The 23,291-nt window shown below is 70.4% G+C and carries 19 protein-coding genes; 11 read left to right on the forward strand and 8 right to left on the reverse strand.

Going from position 1 to position 23,291, the window contains the following annotated elements; all coding sequences use genetic code 11:
- Positions 1–47 precede the first annotated feature (47 nt).
- The 3 genes from P2PM1_RS15820 to P2PM1_RS15830 all read left to right on the forward strand — a co-directional run bounded on the left by P2PM1_RS15820 (position 48) and on the right by P2PM1_RS15830 (position 4,761).
- The gene (locus tag P2PM1_RS15820) at positions 48–1,046 is read left to right on the forward strand and encodes an LLM class flavin-dependent oxidoreductase (protein ID WP_186399722.1); all 999 of its coding nucleotides are present in this window, start codon (positions 48–50) and stop codon (positions 1,044–1,046) included.
- A gap of 114 nt (positions 1,047–1,160) precedes the next feature.
- Entirely contained in the window at positions 1,161–3,578 is a 2,418-nt protein-coding gene (locus tag P2PM1_RS15825; RefSeq protein WP_186399723.1) for an ATP-binding protein, read from the forward strand.
- Positions 3,579–3,888: 310 nt separating this feature from the next.
- Positions 3,889–4,761 (forward strand): GNAT family N-acetyltransferase, encoded by an 873-nt coding sequence (locus P2PM1_RS15830; protein WP_244293037.1) that lies wholly within the window; start codon positions 3,889–3,891, stop codon positions 4,759–4,761.
- Positions 4,762–4,831: 70 nt separating this feature from the next.
- Here P2PM1_RS15830 and P2PM1_RS15835 read toward each other — a convergent pair whose 3' ends face one another.
- On the reverse strand, positions 4,832–5,134 hold the full coding sequence (locus P2PM1_RS15835) for a DUF1330 domain-containing protein (protein WP_186397436.1): 303 nt from the start codon (positions 5,132–5,134) through the stop codon (positions 4,832–4,834).
- Between the two features lie 256 nt (positions 5,135–5,390).
- Between P2PM1_RS15835 and P2PM1_RS15840 the strand changes: the two genes are divergently transcribed.
- Positions 5,391–7,601, forward strand: coding sequence for a transglycosylase domain-containing protein (locus tag P2PM1_RS15840; RefSeq protein ID WP_244301540.1), 2,211 nt, complete (start codon positions 5,391–5,393; stop codon positions 7,599–7,601).
- Positions 7,602–7,642: 41 nt separating this feature from the next.
- On the opposite strand, the gene P2PM1_RS15845 is transcribed toward P2PM1_RS15840, so the two are convergent.
- The 4 genes from P2PM1_RS15845 to hrcA form a co-directional block, all read right to left on the reverse strand.
- Positions 7,643–8,830 (reverse strand): multidrug effflux MFS transporter, encoded by a 1,188-nt coding sequence (locus P2PM1_RS15845; RefSeq protein ID WP_186399724.1) that lies wholly within the window; start codon positions 8,828–8,830, stop codon positions 7,643–7,645.
- An 86-nt stretch (positions 8,831–8,916) separates the two neighbouring features.
- Complete coding sequence (locus P2PM1_RS15850; protein ID WP_186400054.1) at positions 8,917–9,609, reverse strand: M48 family metallopeptidase; 693 nt, start codon at positions 9,607–9,609, stop codon at positions 8,917–8,919.
- Between the two features lie 68 nt (positions 9,610–9,677).
- Positions 9,678–10,484: a molybdopterin-synthase adenylyltransferase MoeB gene (gene moeB / locus P2PM1_RS15855; protein WP_186399725.1), complete on the reverse strand. Its 807-nt coding sequence runs from the start codon at positions 10,482–10,484 to the stop codon at positions 9,678–9,680.
- Positions 10,485–10,517: 33 nt separating this feature from the next.
- Positions 10,518–11,585, reverse strand: a complete 1,068-nt coding sequence (gene hrcA / locus P2PM1_RS15860) for a heat-inducible transcriptional repressor HrcA (protein ID WP_186387889.1) — start codon at positions 11,583–11,585, stop codon at positions 10,518–10,520.
- 268 nt (positions 11,586–11,853) lie between these two features.
- Between hrcA and rph the strand changes: the two genes are divergently transcribed.
- The 7 genes from rph to P2PM1_RS15895 all read left to right on the forward strand — a co-directional run bounded on the left by rph (position 11,854) and on the right by P2PM1_RS15895 (position 19,238).
- A complete protein-coding gene (gene rph, locus P2PM1_RS15865; RefSeq protein WP_186387888.1) occupies positions 11,854–12,567 on the forward strand; it encodes a ribonuclease PH in 714 nt (237 codons plus the stop codon).
- A gap of 7 nt (positions 12,568–12,574) precedes the next feature.
- Complete coding sequence (gene rdgB / locus P2PM1_RS15870) at positions 12,575–13,225, forward strand: RdgB/HAM1 family non-canonical purine NTP pyrophosphatase (protein ID WP_186399727.1); 651 nt, start codon at positions 12,575–12,577, stop codon at positions 13,223–13,225.
- Entirely contained in the window at positions 13,222–14,379 is a 1,158-nt protein-coding gene (gene hemW, locus P2PM1_RS15875; RefSeq protein ID WP_208985305.1) for a radical SAM family heme chaperone HemW, read from the forward strand. Before rdgB ends, hemW begins: the two co-directional genes overlap by 4 nt.
- A gap of 277 nt (positions 14,380–14,656) precedes the next feature.
- Positions 14,657–16,201 (forward strand): polyhydroxyalkanoate depolymerase, encoded by a 1,545-nt coding sequence (phaZ, locus tag P2PM1_RS15880; protein WP_208985306.1) that lies wholly within the window; start codon positions 14,657–14,659, stop codon positions 16,199–16,201.
- 21 nt (positions 16,202–16,222) lie between these two features.
- On the forward strand, positions 16,223–17,092 hold the full coding sequence (locus P2PM1_RS15885) for a BadF/BadG/BcrA/BcrD ATPase family protein (protein ID WP_186399730.1): 870 nt from the start codon (positions 16,223–16,225) through the stop codon (positions 17,090–17,092).
- Between the two features lie 235 nt (positions 17,093–17,327).
- Complete coding sequence (locus tag P2PM1_RS15890; protein ID WP_186399731.1) at positions 17,328–17,909, forward strand: TRAP transporter small permease; 582 nt, start codon at positions 17,328–17,330, stop codon at positions 17,907–17,909.
- A gap of 6 nt (positions 17,910–17,915) precedes the next feature.
- Complete coding sequence (locus tag P2PM1_RS15895; protein ID WP_186399732.1) at positions 17,916–19,238, forward strand: TRAP transporter large permease; 1,323 nt, start codon at positions 17,916–17,918, stop codon at positions 19,236–19,238.
- 24 nt (positions 19,239–19,262) lie between these two features.
- Here P2PM1_RS15895 and P2PM1_RS15900 read toward each other — a convergent pair whose 3' ends face one another.
- The 3 genes from P2PM1_RS15900 to P2PM1_RS15910 form a co-directional block, all read right to left on the reverse strand.
- A complete protein-coding gene (locus tag P2PM1_RS15900) occupies positions 19,263–20,252 on the reverse strand; it encodes a lysophospholipid acyltransferase family protein (protein ID WP_186399733.1) in 990 nt (329 codons plus the stop codon).
- Between the two features lie 13 nt (positions 20,253–20,265).
- Positions 20,266–21,786 (reverse strand): cytochrome P450, encoded by a 1,521-nt coding sequence (locus tag P2PM1_RS15905; RefSeq protein WP_208985307.1) that lies wholly within the window; start codon positions 21,784–21,786, stop codon positions 20,266–20,268.
- A gap of 211 nt (positions 21,787–21,997) precedes the next feature.
- Positions 21,998–23,287, reverse strand: a complete 1,290-nt coding sequence (locus P2PM1_RS15910) for an amidohydrolase family protein (RefSeq protein ID WP_186399734.1) — start codon at positions 23,285–23,287, stop codon at positions 21,998–22,000.
- Positions 23,288–23,291: the final 4 nt, after the last annotated feature.

Here is a 23,291-nt window from a genome sequence, read left to right on the forward strand (position 1 = left end):
GGCTGCCGGGCTCCCGCGTCCTAAGTGAGGCTCCAACGGAGATCCTCATGAAACATTATTCCCTTCTCGATCTGGCCCCCGTGCCGGAAGGCAGGACGGCGGCCGACGCGCTTGCCAACACCATCGACCTCGCCCGCAAGGCGGAAGCTGTGGGCTATCACCGCTACTGGCTTGCCGAGCACCACAACATGCCGGGCATCGCCAGCGCGGCGACCGCCGTCGTCATCGGCCAGGTGGCGGCGGCGACGAAGACCATCCGCGTCGGGGCGGGCGGCATCATGCTGCCCAACCATTCGCCGCTGGTCATCGCCGAGCAGTTCGGCACGCTGGCAACGCTGTTTCCCGGCCGCATCGATCTTGGCCTCGGCCGTGCGCCCGGCACCGACATGGCAACGGCCCGCGCCCTGCGCCGGCACATGGCGGGCGAGGACAATTTCCCGCAGGATGTCGTCGACCTCATCGCCTATCTCGGCGACCCGTCTGAGGGCGGGCCGGTGCGCGCCATTCCCGGCGAGGGCACCCATGTGCCGGTCTGGATCCTCGGATCGAGCCTTTACGGCGCCCAGCTTGCCGCCGCCTTCGGCCTGCCTTACGCCTTCGCCTCGCATTTCGCCCCCGCCATGCTGGAGGAGGCGCTCGCCGTCTATCGCAGCACCTTCCGCCCCTCCGACCAGCTCGCCGAACCCCGCGTGATGGTCGCCGCCGGCGTCTTCGTCGCCGACACGGATACGGAAGCCCGCTATCTGCGCTCCTCGCAGGTGCTGTCCTTCGCAAGGCTTCGCTCCGGACGTCCGGGCAAGCTGCCCGCCCCGGTCGAGGACGTGACCGCCGAGATCCCACCCCATCTGCTGGCGCAGGTCGACCAGGCGCTCAGCGTCTCGGCCACCGGATCGCCCGACACCGTCCGGCGGGGGCTGGCTGCGATCCTCGAGCGCTACCGGCCCGACGAGCTGATCGTCACCGGGATGATCCACGACCATGCCGCCCGGGTCCGGTCCTTCGAGCTGGCGGCCGGCATCCTCGACGACCTGACGGCGGCTGCCTAGGGTCAGGACCCGCTGGCGCAAAGCCTTTTGCCGCAACGGTTTCTCAATCTCTCCGGCCGACACTGGGCGGGTTCGTGCGCCCTGCGCGAGCCAGCCGAGTGACGAGGAGAGCAGGTGGCCGCCCCGAAACGCCAGGACGGAACGGAGCACCGCGACAGCGCGGTCCCGGCGCCCGAGCGCGCCCAGGCCCGCGCGGGCGAGGCGTCGCTGCGCCCCGAGACCCGCCCCGACACCCGCCCCGACACCCATGCGGCGACCGCCTCCGCGTCGTCCGGCCCCTCGCTGCTGACGCTTAGCGTCGCCGCCGCCAGCTTCCTGGCCGGCGCCGCCCTGGCCGTCTGGCTGGTTCCCGAGCATCTGCGCCTTGTCGCCGCCGGCAGCGCGCTGGCGGTCGCCGGCCTTGCCATCGGCCTTGCCGGCGTGCTGCAGGGCGAGCGCGGCGCCCATCGCCGCGCCATGGCGCAGGCAAACGCCCGCCTTGCCGCGCTCGACGCCGAGCGCGGCCTGCTCACGGCCGAGACCGAACGGCTGCGCGACGAGATCTGGCGGCTGAAGGAGAGCGACGGCCGGCTGCGCGACGTGCTCGACACGCTCGGCGACGTGGTCACCCGCTGGCGCGCCGGCGGCGAGATCGTCTATGCCAACGACGCGGCCGAACGGCTGCTGCCCGAGGGCTGGGCGCCGACCCTGCCGGCGGAGACGGAGCAGGGCGGCGAGGCCGAGGCCAGCCGCGACATCCGGATCGAGACCGCGACCGGTCCGCGCTGGTTCGCCCGCCGCGACGTGCCGGTGCGCGACGGGCGCAGCGGCGAGCCCCTGATCCAGACGATCCTGCGCGACGTCACCGACCGGCGCCGCATCGAGGACGCCCTGCTTGCCGCCTGCACCCAGGCGGAGACCGCCAACGCTTCCAAGAGCCGCTTCCTTGCCACCGTCAGCCACGAGATCCGCACGCCGCTCAACGGCATTCTCGGCATGACCGGCCTGCTCGCCGACACAAGGCTCACCGCCGAGCAGGCGAGCTATGTCGAGGCGGTGCGCGCCTCCGGCGAGATCCTGCTGCTCCTGATCAACGAGGTGCTCGACCTCTCGCGCATCGAGGCCGGCCGGCTGGACCTTGCGCCCGAGGAGATCGCGCTTGCCCCGCTCGCCGAAAGCGTCGTCGAACTCCTGTCGCCGCGCGCCCAGTCGAAGGGGCTGGAGATCGGCTGCTACATTTCGCCGGAGATGCCGGCCCGGCTCGTCGCCGATCCGACGCGGCTGCGCCAGATCCTGTTCAACCTGGCCGGCAACGGGCTGAAATTCACCGAGCAAGGCGGCGTCGAGGTGTCGATCGAGCCGGTGGCGGAGCAAGCCGGCGCGGCGCCGCGCCGCTTTGCGATCACCGTGCGCGACACCGGCATCGGCTTCGCGCCGCAGGAGGCCGAGCGGCTGTTCGAGGAGTTCGAGCAGGTCGACCACGGCCCGGCCCGCCGCTTCGACGGCGCCGGCCTCGGCCTTGCCATCTCGCGCCGGCTGGCGCGGCTGATGGGCGGCGATGTCACCGCCCGCTCGGCGCCGGGCGAGGGCGCGACCTTCCGCGTCGAGTTGCCGCTGGAGATCGCGGCCTCCGCGCGGCAGGCGGAGCCGGCCCCGCAGGCGCTCGCCGGCGCCCGCATCGCGCTGGTCTCGACCAGCCGCATCGAGATGCCGCTGATCGCCCGCTCGCTCGCCGCGCAGGGCGCCGCGGCCGTGCTGCTCGCCCCCGGCAACGAGGAGGACGACGACGCCCTGCTCACCGCCGACCTCGTGCTGCTCGACCCGCTCGCGGTGGCCGATGCCGGCGCCTGGCTCGCCAGCGCCCGCGCCGCCGGGCTGGCCGCCCCCGCCGGCGTGCTGCTGGCGCCGAGCGAGCGCGACCGGCTGCCGCGCCTGCGCGAGGCCGGCTTCGGCGGCTATCTGATTCGCCCGGTACGCGCCGCCTCGCTGCGCGAGTTGTGCGCGACGCTGCTCGGCCGCGACACCGGCCTCGGTTCCGGCCTCAGTTCCGGCCCCGGTTCCGGCCCCGGTTCCGGCATGTCGCCCTGGGACCGGCCGGAGCCGCGCGCCCTGACCGAGGCCGAGGCGGCGGAGCGGGACGGCCCCCACAGCGCCCGGCCCTTGCGGGTCCTCGTTGCCGACGACAACGACATCAACCGCATGCTCAGCGAGGCCTTGCTGCGCAAGCTCGGCCACGAGCCGGTGGTGGTCGCCGACGGCGCCGCCGCCCTTGCCGCCGCCGCCGACGGGTCCTGCGACATGCTGTTGATGGACCTGCACATGCCGGGCATCGACGGGATCGCGGCGATCCGCCGCTTCCGCCAGATGGAGCAGGCCGGCGGCTGGCCGCGCGCGCCGGTCTATGTGGTCACCGCCGACGTCACTCCGGACGCCGAACAGGCGGCCCTTGCCGCCGGTGCCGATGCGGTCCTGTCGAAGCCGCTCGACCCGGATCTGCTTCGCCGGCGCATTGTCCGCCGCCTCCCCGAGACCCCGCTTCCGGGCGCCGACTGAAAACTTCGCCGATTGTCACGCAAGTGTTGGGAAAGTATGGTCTACGGCACGGTCAACGCAAACGACCGTCCGCCATGCGCGGCCGACTCGCACCAGGCTGATGCCGGCATGCTTTGCCGGCTGTCTCCCTGCCGTATGCGCGACGGCCGGCACCAACGACAAGACCCTGACCGGACCAGGCATTCGGACCGGCAGAGATATCTGGCGGCGTCTGCGGGAGGCAAGCAGGGAAGGCTTCGGGGCCATGACGAGAAACGTTGTTCTTTCGCCGCTGTCGCCGCGCGGCCTGATGCGCAAGTTCGTGCCGGCGATGGCCTCGTCCGGCTGGCTGCCCGGCATCAAGGCCGCACCGGCAAGCCGCGACGTTCCCAGCCTCGGCCGGATCGGCTCGCTGGAGGTGCGCCTGGCGCGCAGCGCCAAGGAGATCCGCAAGGCCCAGCAGCTTCGCTATCACGTCTTCTACGAGGAAATGTCGGCGATCGCCGATGCCGCGACCGAAGCGAACAAGCGCGACGTCGACGCCTATGACGACATCTGCGACCACCTCCTGGTGCTCGACCACGAGGCGTTCGAGCGCAACAAGCTCGGCCGCAAGGTGCCGCGCATCGTCGGCACCTACCGGCTGCTGCGCCAGGACGTCGCCGAGCGCCATGGCGGCTTCTACACCTCGGCCGAGTTCGACATCCAGTCGCTGGTCGACGCCCATCCGCGCCTGCAGTTCCTGGAGCTCGGCCGCTCCTGCGTGCTCAAGCCCTATCGCACCAAGCGCACGGTGGAGCTGCTGTGGCACGGCATCTGGGCCTATGTGCTGATGCACCGCATCGACGTGATGGTCGGCTGCGCCTCGATCGAGGGCACCGATCCGGACCGGATGGCCTCGCAGCTCGCCTTCCTGCACCACAATGCGCGGGCGCCGGAGCCCTGGCGGGTGCGCGCCCTCGACGCGCGCTATGTCGAGATGAACCGGATGCCCAAGGCCGAGGTCAACGAGCGCCAGGCGCTGCGCGAGCTGCCGCCCCTGATCAAGGGCTATCTGCGGCTCGGCGCCTATATCGGCGAGGGCGCCGTGGTCGACCACCAGTTCGGCACCACCGACGTGCTCATCGTCATGCCGGTGGAGGCGCTGAACAGCCGCTATGTCAACCATTACGGGGCGGATGCCGGCCGTTACGCCGGCCAGTAGCCGCTGCGCCCCCCGTTCCGCCCCTCAGCTCCGGCCCTCCCTCCGGCCCCTCCGTTCCGGGGGCCGGCGGTTACGGCTGCGGGCCGTCATAGCCCTCGATGATCACCAGGTCCGACACCGCATGGGCGGCGCGCAGCGACTTGGCATAGGCATAGCCGGCGCTCTCGTAGCAGGCGAGCGCCTGTTCGTAGCTGTCGAACTCGATCACCACGTTGCGCTGGCGCGCCGTGCCTTCCTTGCACTCGAAGCGGCCGCCGCGCACGATGAAGCGGCCGCCATAGGCACGGAACGCCTCGGCATTCGCCTCGATATATTTCCTGTAGGCGTCCGGATCGCTCACATCGACCCGTGCCACCCAGTATCCCTTTGCCATGCTTGCACCTTTCGCGGAGTTGCGGCGGCGCGGCGCCGCCTGCCTCGTCGTCCCGAGCCGGTCAAGGCGTAGCGCGCGGCGGGCCGGGCTGTAAAGCCGCGCGGTGCATCCGGCGCCGCCGGCGACCAGGCTTAACACCCCCTTAAATCGCCGCATTTAGGCTCCAAGGCGAAGCTTGGACGCGCGCGCATCTGACCCGCGCGGGTCTGGCCGGCGCGGCGAGATCCGCGCGCACTGGAGGGAACAGGCCGAATCGATGGCTCGGGGATCGTCAACCGGAGGCCGGCGCACCACCCGCGTCGAGCCGAAGATGGAGCGTGGCGGCGCGACGCTCGACATGCGCCTGACCGGAGCCGACCGGCCGGCCGCCGGCGGCCGCGTGCCCGCCTCGCCGCCCCCGCGGGGGCGTCCGGCCCGCAAGCCCGCCGCCAGCGGCGGCGACGGCGGCGGCCTCGACCTTGGCGCGGTCAAGGGCGGCGGACGCGGCAAGTCGCGCGCCAAGCGCCAGCGCGGCGGCCTGACCCGGTTCTTGCGGCGCGGCCTCTACTGGAGCTTCGTCCTGTGCATCTGGGCCGGCATCGCCGGCATCGGCGTCCTCATCTATTACGCCGCCTATCTGCCGCCGACCTCCGAATGGAAGGTGCCGCAGCGCCCGCCCAATGTGCGCATCGTCGCCTCCGACGGCACGTTGATGGCCAATCGCGGCGACACCGGCGGCGAGGCGGTGCGGCTGGAGCAGTTGCCGCCCTATCTGCCGCAGGCGGTGATCGCCATCGAGGACCGGCGCTTCTATTCGCATTTCGGCCTCGACCCGCTCGGCCTCGGCCGGGCGGTGGTGACCAACCTCACCTCCGGCCGGCTGGCGCAGGGCGGCTCGACGCTGACCCAGCAGCTTGCCAAGAACCTGTTCCTGGAGCCCGACCGCACCCTGCGGCGCAAGGTGCAGGAAGCGGTGCTGGCGCTGTGGCTGGAGACCAACTACTCCAAGGACGAGATCCTGGAGATGTATCTCAACCGGGTCTATTTCGGCGCCGGCGCCTATGGCGTCGATGCCGCCGCCCGGCGCTATTTCGGCAAGTCGGCGCGGCTCATCAGCGTCTCCGAGGCGGCAACGCTGGCCGGCCTGCTCAAGGCGCCCTCGCGCTATGCCCCGACCCGCAATCCGGACCTTGCCCAGGACCGCGCCGCCACCGTGCTGGCGGCGATGGCCGAGGAAGGCTATCTCAGCGACGCGGAGGCGCGCGATGCCCTTGCCGCGCCGATGCGCGTCGTCACCCACCACACCTCGGCCAGCGAGAACTATGTCGCCGACTGGGTGATGGAGCGGCTGCCCGGCTATGTCGGCGCCATCGAGACCGACATCATCGTCGACACGACGATCGATCTCGGCCTGCAGATCATCGCCGAGGATTCCCTGCGCCGGGCGCTGTCGGAGGAGGGCGCCAAGCTCGGCGTCGGCCAGGGCGCCATCGTCACGCTGGACGGATCGGGCGCGGTCAAGGCGCTGGTCGGCGGCCGCGACTATTCCCAGAGCCAGTTCAACCGGGCGGTCAATGCCAGGCGCCAGCCCGGCTCCGCCTTCAAGCCCTTTGTCTATCTCGCCGCGCTGGAGCGCGGGCTGACGCCGGCGACCGTGCGCGTCGACGAGCCGGTCAGGATCGGCAAATGGGCGCCGCAGAACTACACCAAGACCTATCGCGGCCCGGTGACGCTCACCGAGGCGCTGTCGCTGTCGCTCAACACCGTCGCCGCGCGCCTCGCCGAGGAAGTCGGCCCGCGCGCCATCATCCGCGCCGCCCGCAAACTCGGCATTTCCTCGCCGCTCGCCTCCAACCTGTCGATCTCGCTCGGCACCTCGGAAGTGACGCCGCTGGAGATCGCCGCCGCCTACACGCCCTTCTCCAATGGCGGCTACGCGGTGGTGCCGCATGTCATCCGCTCGATCCGCACGGTCGACGGCAAGGTGCTCTATGCCCGCGCCGGCGACGGTCCCGGCCGGGTCGTCGACCATGCGACGCTCGCCGACATGAACATGATGATGGCGCAGACCCTGATGACCGGCACCGGCAAGATCGCCCATCTGGAGGGCCGGCCGGCCGGCGGCAAGACCGGCACCAGCCAGGATTTCCGCGACGGCTGGTTCATCGGCTATACCGGCACGCTGACCACCGCCGTCTGGCTCGGCAATGACGACAATTCGCCGACCAAACGCGCCACCGGCGGCTCGCTGCCGGCCAAGATCTGGAAGGACGTGATGCAGGCCGGCCACCAGGGCCTGCCGGTCGCCAGCCTGCCGGGCGTCTCCGACCGGCCGGTGCGGGTCGCCGAACCCGCCACCACGCCGCTCGACATGCCGATGCGCGACATCCCGGCCGAGGGCGATCCGGCGCGGCGGCTGCCGCCGATGCAGGACGGCGAGGGCGGCGGCGGCCCGCTCGACCTCATCAACCGGATCTTTGGCGGCTGACCTTCCCCGGCTGACCTTCGCCGGCTGACCAGGCTCCCGCCTCAGGTGGCGGAGCGCACCCGGCGGCTCGCCAGCAGCGCCAGCACCGCGCCGAAGCCGTTGACGGCGACAATCAGCGCCAGCGGCAGGGCGGTGGCGCCATGGGTGGCGCCGACGCCGATGCCGACCAGCGCGGCGATGCTCATCTGGCAGATGCCCATCAGCGAGGAGGCGCTGCCGGCCCGGTCCGGGAAGGGCATCAGCGCCGCCGCCTGCGCCTGCGGCAGGGCAAGGCCCACCCCCACCATATAGAGCATCATCGGCGCGATGACGGAGGCGGCCGAGGGCGCGGCGAGAACCGCGGCGATCATCGCCGCCCCGCCCAGCGCCAGCAGCACGCAGCCGGTGAGGATCGTCACCTCCGCGCCCTTTTTCGGCGCCAGCCGCTGGCCGATCAGCGTGCCGACCACATAGGCGCCGGCGCAGGCGCCGAAGGCGATGCCGTAGAGCTGCGGGGTCAGTCCGAAAATGTCCTGCAGCACGAAGGACGAGCCGGAAATGAAGGCGAAGAGGCCGCTATAGGTCAGCGTCACCACCGCCAGATAGGCGACATAGGCGCGGTGGCGCAGCAGGCCGGCAAAGCCCGACAGCACGGCGCGGACGGAAAAGGGCGCGGTCTCGCGCGCCCGGATCGTCTCGGGCAGGCCGCGCCAGACGCTGGCGATCACCAGGGCGGCGAAGGCGACCGACACCAGGAAGACGAGGCGCCAGCCGCCGGCCGCCGCGATCAGCCCGCCGAAGAACGGCGCGATCGCCGGGGCAAGGCCCATGATCGAGCCCATGCGGGCGAGTTCCTGGCCGGCGCGCGGCCCCTCGTAGAGGTCGCGCACCACCGCGCGCGCCAGCACCACCGGCCCGGCGGCGCCGAAGGCCTGGCAGAAGCGCGCGACGATCAGCACCTCGACGCTCGGCGCCAGCGTGCAGGCAAGGCTCGCCACCGCATAGATCGCAAGGCCGGCGATCAGTCCCGGCTTGCGGCCGATCCGGTCGGCGAGCGGGCCGTAGACCACCTGGCCGACGGCGAAGCCGACGAGAAACACCGACAGGGTCAGTTGCACCGAGGCATGGGTCGCCTCGAGATCGCGCAGGATCGAGGGCAGCGCCGGCAGATACATGTCGGTGGAGATCGGGCCGAGCGCCGTCAGGCTGGCGAGCAGGATGGTGAGCGCCCAGGTGTCCGGCTTGAGCATGCGATCGGCCTTCGTGCGGGGGCGCCGGCCGCGCGGGCGGGCGGGCGCCGTGTGGGAGGCGGCTGCGGCGGGTCTTGCGGGCCGCCTCAGCCGTAGAGATGCAGGCGGCCGCCCTCGCGCTTCAGCCAGTCGCGCGCCTCTTCCGTATGCGGGGCCAGGCGGCGGCAATGGGCCCAGAAGCGCGGGCCGTGGTTCATCTCGGCAAGATGAGCGACCTCATGGGCAGCGACGTAATCGAGGATCGAAGGCGGCGCAAGCACAAGCCGCCAAGAGAAGGAGAGCCGCCCGTCCGCCGTGCAGGAGCCCCAGCGGCTGCGGGTGTCGCGCAGGGTAAGGCCGGAGGGGCGGCGTCCGAGCGCCGCCGCGTGGCGCGCCACCGCGGTCTCGAGGTCCCGCCGCGCCTCGCGCTTCAGCCAGTCGGTGAGCTTGCGGGCAATGTGCTCGGCAGCGCCGGGCACCAGCAGGTGGCCGATCGCGCCGGCCTCGGCCTGCGTTTCCGCCTGCGTCTCGCGCCGCACCAGCCCGCGCAAGCCCCCCGCTGCAACGATCCTGTGCGCCGCCCCGCGCAGCGGGATCACCCCGCCTTCGACGAAGGGCACCGCCTCGGGCCGCTCGCCCAGCCGCCCGGCCAGCCAGCCGCGCTGGCGCTGCGCGAAGTCGCGCGCGGTGGCAAGGCTGCCGCCCCTCGGCACGGTCAGCACCGGCGGGCCGCCATCGGCCGGCACGCGCAGGATGTAGCGCTGCGCCCGCGGATTGGCGCGCAGCGCGATGCGCTGCATCCGCCCGTCGATCTCCAGGGTGATCTCCTCGGGCAGGGCCGGCTGGCGGCGCAGGCGGAAGAAGGAGCTCACGCGCCGGCCAGTTCGTCGAAGCGCTTGCGGACGGTGCCGCTCAAGGGGTTCTTCGCGCTCCAGCGGTAGCGGATCGTCTCGAAGCGCATCGAGCGCGCGTCGATCAGCAGCAGCCGGCCGAGCAGACCCTCGCCGAAGCCGGCGATCTCCTTGATCGCCTCCATCGCCTGCAGCGTGCCGACGATACCGGTCAGCGCGCCGAGCACGCCGGCCTGCGCACACGTCGGCAGCAGCCCGTCCGCCGGGCGCTCGGGGAAGAGGCAGCGATAGGTCGGGTTCGGCGTGCCGTCCTCACCGCTCTCATGCGGCTTCAGCAGCGTCAGCGAGCCGTCGAGCCGGCCGACCGCGCCGGTGACCAACGGTTTGCCGGCAAAGAAGCAGGCATCTGAGACGAGATAGCGGGTGGCGAAATTGTCGGAGCCGTCGATGACGAGGTCGTAGCGCGAAATCAGCGCCAGCGCGTTCATCGCGGTCAGCCGCGCCACATGCGGCTCGACCTTCACATGCGGGTTCAGCCGGGCGATCGCCTCGGCCGCGCTCGCCACTTTCGGCTCGCCGAGATGGTCGGTGTCGTGGATCACCTGGCGCTGCAGGTTGGAGAGCGACACGGTGTCGTCGTCGACGATGCCGAGCGTGCCGACGCCGGCCGCCGCCAGATATTGCAGCACCGGCGCGCCGAGCCCGCCGGCGCCGATCACCAGCACCCTTGCGGCTTTCAGCTTCTGCTGGCCGGGGCCGCCGACATCCTGCAGGACGATGTGGCGGGCGTAGCGTTCGAGTTCTGCGGGCGAAAGCGGGGTCATCTGAGGGTCCGGCAAGGCAACGGAAAGGGGCGGTCAGCGCAGCAGTCGGCCGACCAGCCGGGCGGTGTAATCGACCATCGGGATGACGCGGGCATAGTTCAGCCGGGTCGGGCCGATGACGCCGAGCACACCGATGATCCGCTCGTCCTGATCGCGGAAGGGCGAGACGACGATGGAGGAGCCGGAGAGCGAGAACAGCTTGTTCTCCGAGCCGATGAAGATGCGCACGCCCTCGCCGCCCTCGGCGGCGGTCAGAAGCTGGATCAGCTCGCGCTTGTTCTCCAGATCGTCGAACAGCAGGCGGATGCGCTCCAGGTCCTGCTCCGCCTCCAGATGCGACAGCAGGTTGGAGCGGCCGCGCACGATCAGCGAGCCGGCCGCGTCGACCGCGCCGGAGCGGGTGGCGATGCCGGCTTCCACCAGCTTGGCGGTCAGCGCGTCCAGCTCCTTCTGGTGGCGGTCGCGCTGGGTCTCCAGCTCGCGCCGCGCCTCGGCCAGGGTGCGGCCGCGGATCAGGCTGGTGAGATAGTTCGACGCCTCGATCAGGGCGGTCTGCGGCAGGCCGGGCGGCAGGTCGACGATGCGGTTCTCCACCGAGCCGTCGTCGCCGACCAGCACGACCAGCGCCTTCAGCGGCTCGATGCGGACGAATTCGACATGGCGCAGGCGCACGTCCGCCTTGTGGGTGAAGACGACGCCGGCGCCGCGCGACAGGCCGGAGAGCATCTGGCTCGCCTCGGTCAGGAGCTGCTCGCTGGTGCGCTCGCTGCGCGCCGCCTTGACCTGGATGTCGATCTGGTCGCGCTCCTCGCGCGTCAGGTCGCCGACCTCCAGCAGCGCATCGACGAAGAAGCGCAGGCCCCCTTCCGTCGGCATCCGCCCGGCCGAGGTATGCGGCGCGTAGAGCAGGCCGGCATGTTCCAGGTCGGACATGATGTTGCGGATCGAGGCCGGCGACAATTGGATCGAGGGCAGCCGCGACAGGTTGCGCGAGCCGACCGGCTCGCCGGTGTCGAGATAGGATTCGACGATGGCGCGGAAGATCTCCCGCGACCGCTTGTCGAGATCGCTCAGGCTGACGGACGGCACACCCAGCGTCACGTTCGCGCTCCCCGGTTCAGCAACTCCAGCTTCCGCACCTTGACATCCTGCCTTGCCGCCAACGCGGCCAGCCTCAGCGAATATAGTGCGGCCCGCCCGCGATTGCCCATATCCCGTGATTGCCCCTGACAAAGGCGCCGACCGGCCGGCGAGGCGGGACAAGCGGCAGACAGGCATTTCATTCCTGTCCCATATTGGATTAAGAGGGACGCGGAACAGGAGCAAGGGGCATTGGCGCCCCGAGCGGCAGGCTTTGAAGGGGATCGACATGCGGCCATCCAAACGCGCGGCGGACGAGCTGCGCGCCGTGACGCTGGAACGGAGCGTTTCCAAACACGCGGAAGGCTCGTGCCTGGTCAAGTTCGGCGACACCCATGTTCTGTGCACCGCGAGCCTGGAAGAGCGGATTCCGCCCTGGCTGCGCGGCCAGGGCCGCGGCTGGGTGACCGCCGAATATGGCATGCTGCCGCGCGCCACCGGCGAGCGCATGCGCCGCGAAGCGTCCTCCGGCAAGCAGTCGGGCCGCACGCTGGAGATCCAGCGGCTGATCGGCCGGTCGCTGCGCGCCATTGTCGACCTGCCGCTGCTCGGCGAGCGGCAGATCTCGGTCGATTGCGACGTCATCCAGGCCGATGGCGGCACCCGCACCGCCGCGATCACCGGCGCCTGGGTCGCCCTGCATGACTGCATCGAGTGGATGCGCGCCCGCGACATGCTCGCCGGCAAGGTGCTGAAGGACCATGTGGCGGCGATTTCCTGCGGCATCCATGGCGGCCAGGCGGTGCTCGACCTCGACTATCTCGAGGACTCCGACGCCGATACCGACGCCAATTTCGTCATGACCGGCGCCGGCGGCATCGTCGAGATCCAGGGCACGGCGGAGGGCGCGCCCTTCACCGAGGCGCAGTTCGCCGAGCTGATGGAGCTCGCCAAGTCCGGCATCGCCCGGCTGGTCGACCTGCAGAAGATGGCGATCTCGTGAGGCGCGCATGACCGACACCGCATCCACGCCCATCCGCCGGCTCGAGCCCGGCCGGATCGTGCTGGCGAGCCACAATCCGGGCAAGCTGCGCGAATTCGCCGAGCTGATGGCACCTTACGGCTACGAGGTCGTCTCGGCCGGCGCGCTCGGCCTGCCCGAGCCGGAAGAGACCGGCACCACCTTCGAGGCCAATGCGGAGCTGAAGGCGCGCGCCGCCGCCGAGGCCTCCGGCCTGCCGGCGCTCGCCGACGACAGCGGCTTCTGCGTCGTCGCGCTGGACGGGGCGCCGGGGGTCTATTCGGCCCGCTGGGCAGGTCCCGAGAAGGACTTCGCGATGGCGATGCGCACCATCGAGGAAAAGCTGCAGGCCGCCGGCGCGCTCGATCCGGCGGACCGCCGCGCGTCCTTCGTCGCCGTGCTCTGCCTTGCCTTTCCGGACGGCGAGGTCGCCCTGTTCCGCGGCGAGGTCGAGGGCACCGCCGTGTGGCCGCCGCGCGGCAGCGGCGGCTTCGGCTATGATCCGATGTTCCAGCCGGACGGCCACGCCCGCACCTTCGGCGAGATGTCGGCGGAGGAAAAGCACGGGCAGGCCGGCGCCGCGCTGTCGCACCGCGCCCGCGCCTTCGCGGAGTTCTCCGCGCGCTGCCTGGAGGCATGATGGCAGAGGCGGACGGCGGTTTCGGCATCTATGTGCATTGGCCCTTCTGCGAGGCCAAATGCCCGTATTGCGACTTCAACAGCCATGTCCGCCATGCCGGCATCGACCAGCCGCGCTTTGCCGCCGCCTTCGAGCGGGAGCTTGCCTATTTCGCCGCACGCACGCGCGGGCGGCGGGTCGAGTCGATCTTTCTCGGCGGCGGCACCCCGTCCTTGATGCTCCCTGCGACCGTCGGCCGCGTGCTCGACGCCATCGCCGGACTGTGGGAGATCTCGCCGACCGTCGAGGTGTCGATGGAGGCCAACCCCTCCTCGGTGGAGGCGGAGCGGTTTCGCGGCTATCGCGCCGCCGGCGTCAACCGGCTGTCGCTCGGCGTGCAGTCCTTGCGGGACGCGGACCTGAGGCGCCTCGGCCGGCTGCATGACGCGGATCAGGCGCGCGCGGCGATCGGCATCGCCCGCTCGACCTTCGAGCGCATCTCCTTCGACCTGATCTACGCCCGGCCCGACCAGGATGCCGCCGCCTGGCGCGCCGAGCTGGAGGAGGCGATCGGCCTTGCCGCCGACCACCTGTCGCTCTACCAGCTCACCATCGAGCAGGGCACGCCCTATTTCGAGCTGCACCGCGCCGGCAAGCTGGTGGTGCCCGATCCCGACACCGCCGCCGATCTCTACGACCTGACGCAGGAGATCTGCGCCCGCCACGGCATGCCGGCCTACGAGGTCTCCAACCATGCGGTGCCCGGCGCCGAGTGCCGGCACAATCTCGTCTATTGGCGCTATGGCGACTATGTCGGCGTCGGCCCCGGCGCCCATGGCCGGCTGACCGGCGGCAACGGCAAGTTCGCCACCGCCACCGAGCGCCATCCGGAGACCTGGCTCGCCGCCGTCGAGGCGCGCGGCGAGGGGTTGATGGAGGACGTGTCGCTGACCCGGGAGGAGCAGGGCGACGAGTTCCTCCTGATGGGCCTGCGGCTGGTGGAGGGCGTCGACCTTGCCCGCTTCGAGGCGATTTCCGACCGCCGGACCGATCCGCGCCGCGTCGCCGACCTCGTCGAACACGGCATGGTGGAACGACTCGGCGGCACGCGGATGCGGGTCACGCCGGCCGGTTTGCTCGTATTGGATGCGGTCGTCGCAGATCTTGCATCGTAATTTTTTACGATATCTCCTGAAAATTGACGGCTCCGGCAACTTTTTTCCACCGCGTTGCCGATTTGCGCAAGATCCTGTCTTGGCTTGCGTTTTCAGGGACATCCGGAGGAGATTCCGGCGGCAAGGGCCGCACTTCCGGTATTCCGTCACCGCATGACCGGCCGGAGACCGTCCTGCCTGTTGAAGCGGCCTTCATCTTTGTCATATTATTTTTGCAATGCGACAAAAGGCAGCCGTCCATGCTGCGCTGCCTCACGGAGATTGCGAGGTCGGTCACGTGTTCTACCAGGTCTATGAATTCAATCATGCGGCGATGAGTCCGCTGCGGGCGAGCGCCGACATGGCGCGCCTGTATTTCCAGAACCCGCTCAACCCGCTCTCGCACACCCCGATCGGGCGCTCGGTCGCCGCCGGCTGCGAGTTGATCGAGCGGATGACCCGGCGCTACGGCAAGCCGGAATTCGGCCTCACCCAGACCACCGTCAGCGGCGTCAAGGTGCCGGTGCGCGAGGAGATCGTCTGGAAGAAGCCGTTCTGCAACCTCTTGCATTTCGACCGCAAGCTCGGCGAGCGCAAGCACAAGGGCCCGCGCATCCTGATGGTGGCGCCGATGTCGGGCCACTATGCGACGCTGCTGCGCGGCACGGTCGAGACGATGCTGCCGAGCGCCGACATCTACATCACCGACTGGATCGACGCGCGCATGGTGCCGCTCACCGAAGGGCGCTTCGATCTCGACGACTATATCGACTATGTCATCGAGATGCTGCACTTCCTGGGGCCGGACACCCATGTCATGGGCGTGTGCCAGCCGTCGGTGCCGGTGCTCGCCGCAACGGCGGTGATGGAGGCGCATGGCGACCCTTGCGCCCCGGCCAGCGTCACCCTGATGGGCGGGCCGATCGACACGCGGATCAACCCGACCGCCGTCAACGATCTCGCCGAGAGCAAGAGCATCGAGTGGTTCGAGCGCAACGTCATCATGAAGGTGCCGTTCCCGCAGCCGGGCTTCATGCGCGACGTCTATCCGGGCTTCCTGCAGCTTTCCGGCTTCATGAGCATGAACCTCGACCGCCACGTCAACGCCCATCACGAGTTCTTCCAGCATCTCGTCTCCGGCGACGGCGACAATGCCGAGAAGCATCGCGACTTCTATGACGAATATCTGGCGGTGATGGACCTCACGGCGGAGTTCTACCTGCAGACGGTGGAGACCGTGTTCATCCGCCACGCGCTTGCCAAGGGCGAGCTGCGCCATCGCGGCGAGCTGGTCGACTGCAGCGCCATCCGCCGCTCGGCCCTGCTCACCGTCGAGGGCGAGAAGGACGACATCACCGGCCGCGGCCAGACGATGGCGGCGCACAACCTGTGCGTCAACCTCGCCCCCGACATGCGCGCCCATTACATGCAGCCCGATGTCGGCCATTACGGCGTGTTCAACGGCTCGCGCTTCCGCTCCGAGATCGCCCCGCGCATTCTCGACTTCATGCGCAGCCATGCCCAGCTTCCGGCGGCCCCGCCGAAGGCCGACGTCAGGGCAAAGCCGGCCAGGGCGTCGGGCAAGGTCTCCGATCCGCTGGCCGAGGTGCTGCTGGCGACGCCGCGCGGCGTTGCCGACGACCTCACCGCCATCGGCGGCATCGGCCCGAAGCTGCAGACCGCGCTGAACGGCGCCGGCATCTTCCACTACTGGCAGATCGCCGCGCTCACCGACGAGCAGATCGCCGCGCTCGACAGCCGCCTCGACTTCCGCGGCCGCATCGACCGCGACGGCTGGATCGAGCAGGCCCGCAAGCTCGCCGAGCAGCCCGCCACCCACTGAGCGAGACATGAGCGTCCTCGCATGAGCTCCTGGCTCATCGCCGTCGACGGCGGCGGCAGCACCTGCCGCGCCGCCCTTGCCGGCCGTGACGGCGAGATCGTCGCGCGCGGCCTCGCCGGCCCCGCCAATGTCGCGACCGACCCGGGGCAGGCCGCCGCCAATATCCTTGCGGCGGCGGGCGCCGCCCTAGCCGAGGCCGGCCTGCCGGCGGAGGCGCTCGCGGATTGCCCGGCGCTGCTCGGTCTTGCCGGCGCCCGCCAGCTCGGCCGCGACGGCCGCGCGCTTCTCTCCCTTCCCTTTTCGCAGGTGGAGCTCGTCGGCGACGGCGAGATCGCGCTGGAAGGCGCGCTCGGGCCCGATGACGGGATCATGGCGATCCTCGGCACCGGGTCGGCCTTTCTCGCCCGCCATGGCGGCGAGATCCGCAGCGTCGGCGGCTGGGGCGTGCATCTCGCCGACCAGGGGGGCGGCGCCCGGCTCGGCCGCGAGGCGCTGAAATCGGCGCTGCTGTCGCGCGACGGGGTGCGCCCGCGCGGAAGGCTCGCCGAGACGCTGCTTGCCGCCTTCGGCGACGATCCGGCGCGCATGGTCGCCTTCGCCGCCACCGCCCGCCAGGCGGATTTCGCCCGCCATGCCCCAGCGGTCTTCACGGCGGCAAAGGCCGGCGACGGCGAGGCCGAGGCGCTGCTGGCCGCCTTCACGGCCGAGGTCGAGGAAATGCTCGGCGCGCTGGTCTTTCCCGCCTGCCGGCGCATCGTGCTGATGGGCGGGCTTGCCCCCTTCTATGCGGCGCGCCTCGCGCCGCGCTTTGCCGCGCATCTCGCCGCGCCGCTCGGCGATGCGCTGGACGGCGCCGTGCGGATGGCGCGGCGGGCGTTCTTCGCCGCCTGAGGCCCGCCGGCAACGGGCCCTGCGGTTATGCAAATGCCCTGAAATCTCATTTTACATCACCTTTTGCGTGGCCCACCCTGTCGGTCATGCCAAGCCGGCCTGCGCTCCGGACGGTACGCGCGCCGTCCGAAAACCGATTCAGGTTTTCGGGCCGATGCTGTAAGAGCAGGGGCAGAGCAGAGCCAGGTGGGCCGGCGTGGAGGCGGCGGCCCGCGGTTGGGAGGAACGAGATCGGATGGGCCAGTCTTCGGGGCGCCACTCTTCGGGGGACCAGTCTTCGGGGCGCCAGTCTTCGGGACGCCTGGCCGTCGAACGGCTGCTGGAGCGGCTGTCCGCCTGGCTGGCGATCGCCGGCGGCGCCGCGCTGGTGGCGCTGACCGTGATCACCGTCGTGTCGATCGCCGGCCGGGCGCTGATCTTCGCCGGCCTCGGGCCGATCCCCGGCGACTACGAGCTGGTCGAGGCCGGCACCGCCTTCGCCATCTTCGCCTTCCTGCCCTGGTGCCAGTTGAAGCGCGGCCATGTCACCGTCGACCTGTTCCTCGCCCGCTTCGGCGCGCGCCTCAATGCCGGCGTCGACCTTGTCGCCAACATCCTGATGACGCTGGCCAGCGGCCTGATCGCCTGGCGCCTGTGGCTCGGCATGCTCGACAAGAAGGCTTATGGCGAGACCACCTTCATCCTGCAGTTTCCGCTGTGGTGGCCCTATGCCGCCGCGCTGGCCGGGGCGGGCTTCGCCGTCGTGGTCTGCGCCTATACGGTCTGGCGCAGCCTGGACGAGACCCTCGCGCGGCCCGTTGCCGCCGGCCGGGAGTAAGACGACGTGTCATCCCTCGAATACGGCCTGTGGTCGATCCCGGTCCTCCTGCTGCTGATCTTCCTGCGCCTGCCGATCGGCCTCGTCATGCTGATGGTCGGCATCGCCGGCACGACGCTGGTCACCGGGAGCACGGTGCCGATCCTCGCCCAGCTCAAGTCGCTGGTCTACAGCACCTTTTCCAACTACTCGCTGTCGATCGTGCCGCTGTTCCTGTTGATGGGCCAGTTCGCCACGCGCGGCGGCATGTCGCGCGCCCTGTTCCGCGCCGCCGAGACCATGGTCGGCCACCGGCGCGGCGGCGTCGCCATGGCGGCGGTCGCGGCCTGCGGCGGCTTCGGCGCGATCTGCGGCTCCTCGCTCGCCACCGCCGCGACCATGGGCCAGGTCGCCCTGCCCGAGATGCGGCGCTGCGGCTATTCCGGCGCCCTGTCGACCGCCTGCCTTGCCGCCGGCGGCACGCTCGGCATCCTCATTCCGCCCTCGGTGGTGCTGGTGATCTACGCCATCCTGACCGAGCAGAACATCGCCAAGCTGTTCGTCGCCGCCTTCATTCCGGGCATCCTCGCCGCCCTCGGCTACATGCTCACCGTCTCGCTCTATGTGCGCTTGCGCCCGGACAGCGCCGGCAGCCGCGACAAGGCGAGCCGCGCGGAGCGGATCGCCGCGCTGATCGCCGTCTGGCCGGTCATGGTGATCTTCGTTGCGGTGATCGGCGGCATCTATTCCGGCGTCTTCACGCCGACGGAAGGGGCGGCGGTCGGCGCCGCCGGCACCGGCATCGTCGCCCTCATCAATGGCGGGCTCGACCGCAAGGGGCTGGTGGAGTCCTTCCTGTCGACCGCCAGCGCCACCGGCATGATCTTCTTCATCGTGCTCGGCGCCACGGTCTACAACGGCTTTCTCGCCTTCTCGCAACTGCCGCAGCAATCGGCGGCCTATGTCGCCGGGCTCGGGCTCAACCCGTGGACCGTGCTCGTCGTCATCCTGATCTGCTACCTGATCTTCGGCTGCATCATGGATTCGCTGTCGATGATCCTGCTGACGATCCCGATCTTCTTTCCGATCGTCGCGGCGCTCGACTTCGGCCTGCCGCCGGAAGAGTTCGCCCTGTGGTTCGGCATCATCGTGCTGATCGTCGTGGAGGTCGGGCTGATAACGCCGCCCGTCGGCATGAACCTCTTCGTCATCAACTCGATGGCGCCGAACGTGCCGCTGTCGCAGACCTTCCGCGGCGTCGTGCCCTTCATCGCCAGCGACATCGTGCGGGTGGCGATCCTGGTGCTGTTTCCGGGCCTGACGCTCGTCCTGGTGCGGCTGCTCTACTGACGGGGCCGCACGGCCCCCTCAAGCTCACACCTTCGCCGGGTCGAAGTCCGGCAGACGCAGTTCCTTCAGCATGTACCACTGGTCGAGATTGTGCCGGACGACAGGCTCGAAATGCCGGTCGAGCGCGGCAATCCCGGCCATCGTGGCGCTCTCGGGCACGCCCTCCCGCCGGAAGTCGAGCGGCGCGCCGACATACAGCCGGTAGCGCGCCACGCCTGAGCGCAGCACATGGATCGGCACCACCGGCGCCCCGGTCTTCAAGGCCAGCTTGATCGCAACGGAGGCGTTGCCTCGCTCCGGCAGCGGCCGGCCGAAGGCCGGCAGGTGGACCTGCCGCTCGCGCACCTCGTCGACGAAGAGGATCGCGTCGAAGCCGTCTCCCACCACCAGCCGGTGCAGGTGCCGGGCCGAGCGCTGGCCGGGCGGAAACACATAGAGCCCGTAGCGGGCGCGCATCTCGTGCAGGATGCGATTGGCGGCGGGCGAGGGCTCCGGCTGCCAGGTGCCGACCGCCTCGCGGCCGAACGTGTTGAGCACGGTCTCGAAGCACAGTTCGAACGGCCCCAGATGGACGCAGGCGAAGATGACGGGCGCATCCGCCGGCAGGCCGGCCAGCGTGCCGTGCGGGTCGTCGACCTCCAGCCGCCCCGCCGCGCGCAGCCGCTCGACCGTCGCATATTCGGCCATAACCGCGCCCGCTTGCCGCCACCAGCGCCGCACCGCCGCTGCCAGCTCGGCCGCCGCAAGCGGCGCGTCCGGGTGCAGCCGGGCAAGCGTCCAGACAAGCCGGCGGGCATAGATCCGCCGCCGCTGCAGATGCTGGACGAGCGGCGCCAGCGCGCGGGCAAGGCGCGGGGCAAAGCCCACCGGCAGGCGGCGCAGCGCCGCGTGGACGGCGCGCTTGACCGGCCCGAGCACCGGTTCGCGGCGCCAGGGCTCGCCCGGCACCTCGCGCGCATGGGTTTCCTCGAAGGCGACCGGGGGGGTGCGCCGGCAGCCGCGCATGGCGGTCATGGCCGGGACGGATTCATGCGCGCGGCGTGCCGGGGATGCGCGGCTGAAGCCGCATCGGCAGCGTTTCGCCCGGGCGCAGGGTCAGCCGGCAGACCGGCTGCACGTCGGTGCCCGGCTCCAGCCGCGCCTCGAAGCCCTGGGCGAGGATCGCCAGCGACAGGATCGATTCCGTCAGGCCGAAGGCGAGCCCGGCGCAGATGCGCGGTCCGATGGCGAAGGGCACGTAGCCGAATTTCGACTGGCCGCCGCGCGTCGCCCCCAGGAACCGTTCCGGCTCGAAATGATCGGCGCGCGGCCAAAGCTCCGGATTGCGATGCAGCAGCCAGGGCACGACCATCACCAGCGAGCCCTTCGGCGTCGCCACGCCGCCGACCGTCTCGTCGGCCAGCGCCTCGCGGGCGAGGATCGGCACGGGGGGATAGAGCCGCAGCGTCTCCTCGATCACCGCGCGGGTATAGGGCAGGCGCGCGACATCGTCATAGGTCGGCATGCGGCCGGCCAGCACCGTGTCGAGCTCGTCCTTCAGCGCCGCGCGCGCCCAGGGCGCCTGCGACAGCAGGAACCAGGTCCAGGCCAGCGTGTTGGCCGTCGTCTCGTGACCGGCCATGAAGATCACCGCCGCCTCGTTGCGGATCGCCTCGCGCGACAACGGCTTGCCGTCCTCGTCGCGGGCGTCGAGCAGCCCGCCGATCACCGAGGTCTCGCCGTCACGGCGGCGCGCCTCGTAGCTGGTGATGATCTCGTCGAGCACCCTGTCGATGCGCGCCACCGCCTGGCGGATGGCGCGGCCGCGCCGGCGCGGCAGCCAGTCGGGCAGGCCGAGCAGCGAGATCAGGTCGATCTGGTCGATATGGCGCTGGTAGTCGGTGAAGCTGTTGACCACCTCGGCGGCATAGTCGCGCCCGAGCTGGCGGCCGAAGATGGTCCGGCAGATGATCTCCGCCGTCAGATGCGCCATCTCCTGCAGCATGTCGACCGGCGCGTCGGCACCGGCCGCCTCCCAGGCGGCGCGCCGCTCGGCGATCGTCTCGGCCATCACGGGGAAAAAGTCGCGGACCTTCGAGGCATGGATGATCGGGCCGACGATCTGGCGGCGCCGGCGCCAGGTCTCGCCGTCGGAGATGAACAGGCCGTCGCCGAGCAGCGGTTCCAGCGCGTGGCGCATCTGCGCGCTCTTGCGCTCGAACGTGTCGTGCTTGCGCACGAAAGCCTCCTGCACCAGGTCCGGGCTGTTGCAGACGAAGATCTGCTTGCGCAGCACGGCGACCCGCAGCCACGGCTTGGCGAAGGCCGAAGACGGCCAGACCGAGAGGAAGTTGCGGCGGGCAAGGCCGATCAGCTTCCAGACCGGCGGCGGCGCCGTCGGCCGCATCGGGCAGGGCGGCACATAGGTGCCGGGCGTCTTTGCCCCGACGTCCGGCGCCGGAGCCTCGGCGGTCGCGGACGCGGCTCCACCATGGCCGGCGACCGGGCAGCCGGCGGCCGGGTTATCCCCGGTCCTCTCCCCGTCGATGGTTCCTGTCGGTCGCTGCATGGGTCCTGTCCGGGGTCTTGTCGGGGTCTTGTCGGGGCGCCTGTCCGACCGGGGGGCGTTTCGTCCCTCCCTTATGGCAAACCTGGCGACCGGCTCCAAGTCCGGCCTTTGGGCAATTTCGAGACGCGATTCTCGAAATTTCGCGAAATTGAGAGCGAATTTCGCAAAATCCGTCTCAAAATTCCCAAACGCCGAAAATCGGCGAAAAGCCTTACTTTCCAGGCGCGTAAGCCGCCGGATCGAGTGTTTCCGGCCGGCCGTCGAGCGACAGGCGGGTGATCGCCGGATCGCTCTGCGCGATCACCTTGCCGCGCCGCACGACGGCCAGGCGGCGCGCCCGCAGGCGGATCGCCTCGATCGTGTCGGCCGCCTGCAGCAGCACGAAATCGGCGTTGCAGCCGGGCGCGAGGCCGTAGCCGTCGAGCCCCATCGCCCGCGCCGGGTGGGTCGTAACGCATTCAAAAGCATAGCGGATCTCGTCCCGGCTCATCATCTGCGCGACGTGCAGCCCCATCGAGGCGACCTCCAGCATGTCGCCCGATCCCATCGAATACCAGGGGTCCATGACGCAGTCGTGGCCGAAGGCGACATTGATGCCGTGCTTGCGCATTTCCGGCACGCGGGTCTGGCCCCGGCGCTTCGGATAGGTGTCGTGCCGGCCCTGAAGTGTTATGTTTATCAATGGGTTGGCGATGGCGTGCACCTGCGCCTCGGCGATCAGCGGCAGGAGTTTCGAGACGTAATAATTGTCCATCGAATGCATCGAGGTGAGGTGCGACCCGGCGACCCGGCCATGGAGGCCGAGGCGCTGCGTCTCGCAGGCCAGCGTCTCGATATGGCGCGACAGCGGGTCGTCGCTCTCGTCGCAATGCATGTCGACCATCAGGCCGCGCCTGGCTGCGATCTCGCACAGCGCCCGCACCGAGCGCGCGCCGTCGTCCATCGTCCGCTCGAAATGCGGGATGCCGCCGACCACGTCGACGCCCATGTCGAGGGCGCGGATAAGATTGCGCTCCGCCGTCGGCGAGCGGTAGAGCCCGTCCTGCGGGAAGGCGACGAGCTGCAGGTCGATATAGGGCGCGACCTTCTCGCGCACCTCGAGCAGCGCCTTAACGCCGGTCAGCCGGTCGTCGCACACGTCGACATGCGTGCGGATCGCCAAAAGCCCTTGCGAAACAGCAAGATCGCAGTAGCGCAGCGCCCGCTCAACCACCGCCTCGACGGTGAGCAGCGGCTTCAACTCGCCCCACAGGGCGATGCCTTCCAGCAAGGTGCCGCTCTCGTTCATGCGCGGCAGGCCGAGCGACAGGGTCGCGTCCATGTGGAAATGGCTGTCGACGAAGGGCGGGGATACCAGCCGGCCGCCGGCCTCGATCACGCGCCCCGCCTCGCCCGAAATGCCGGGCTCGACGGCGGTGATGCGGCCGTCCCGGCAGGCGATGTCGATGCGCTCGCGCCCGTCGGGCAGGGTCGCGTTCTTGACGAGAAGATCGAAGGACATGGGC

The organism is Stappia sp. P2PMeth1 (genome assembly GCF_900185735.1).
Classification (GTDB): Bacteria; Pseudomonadota; Alphaproteobacteria; order Rhizobiales; family Stappiaceae; genus Stappia.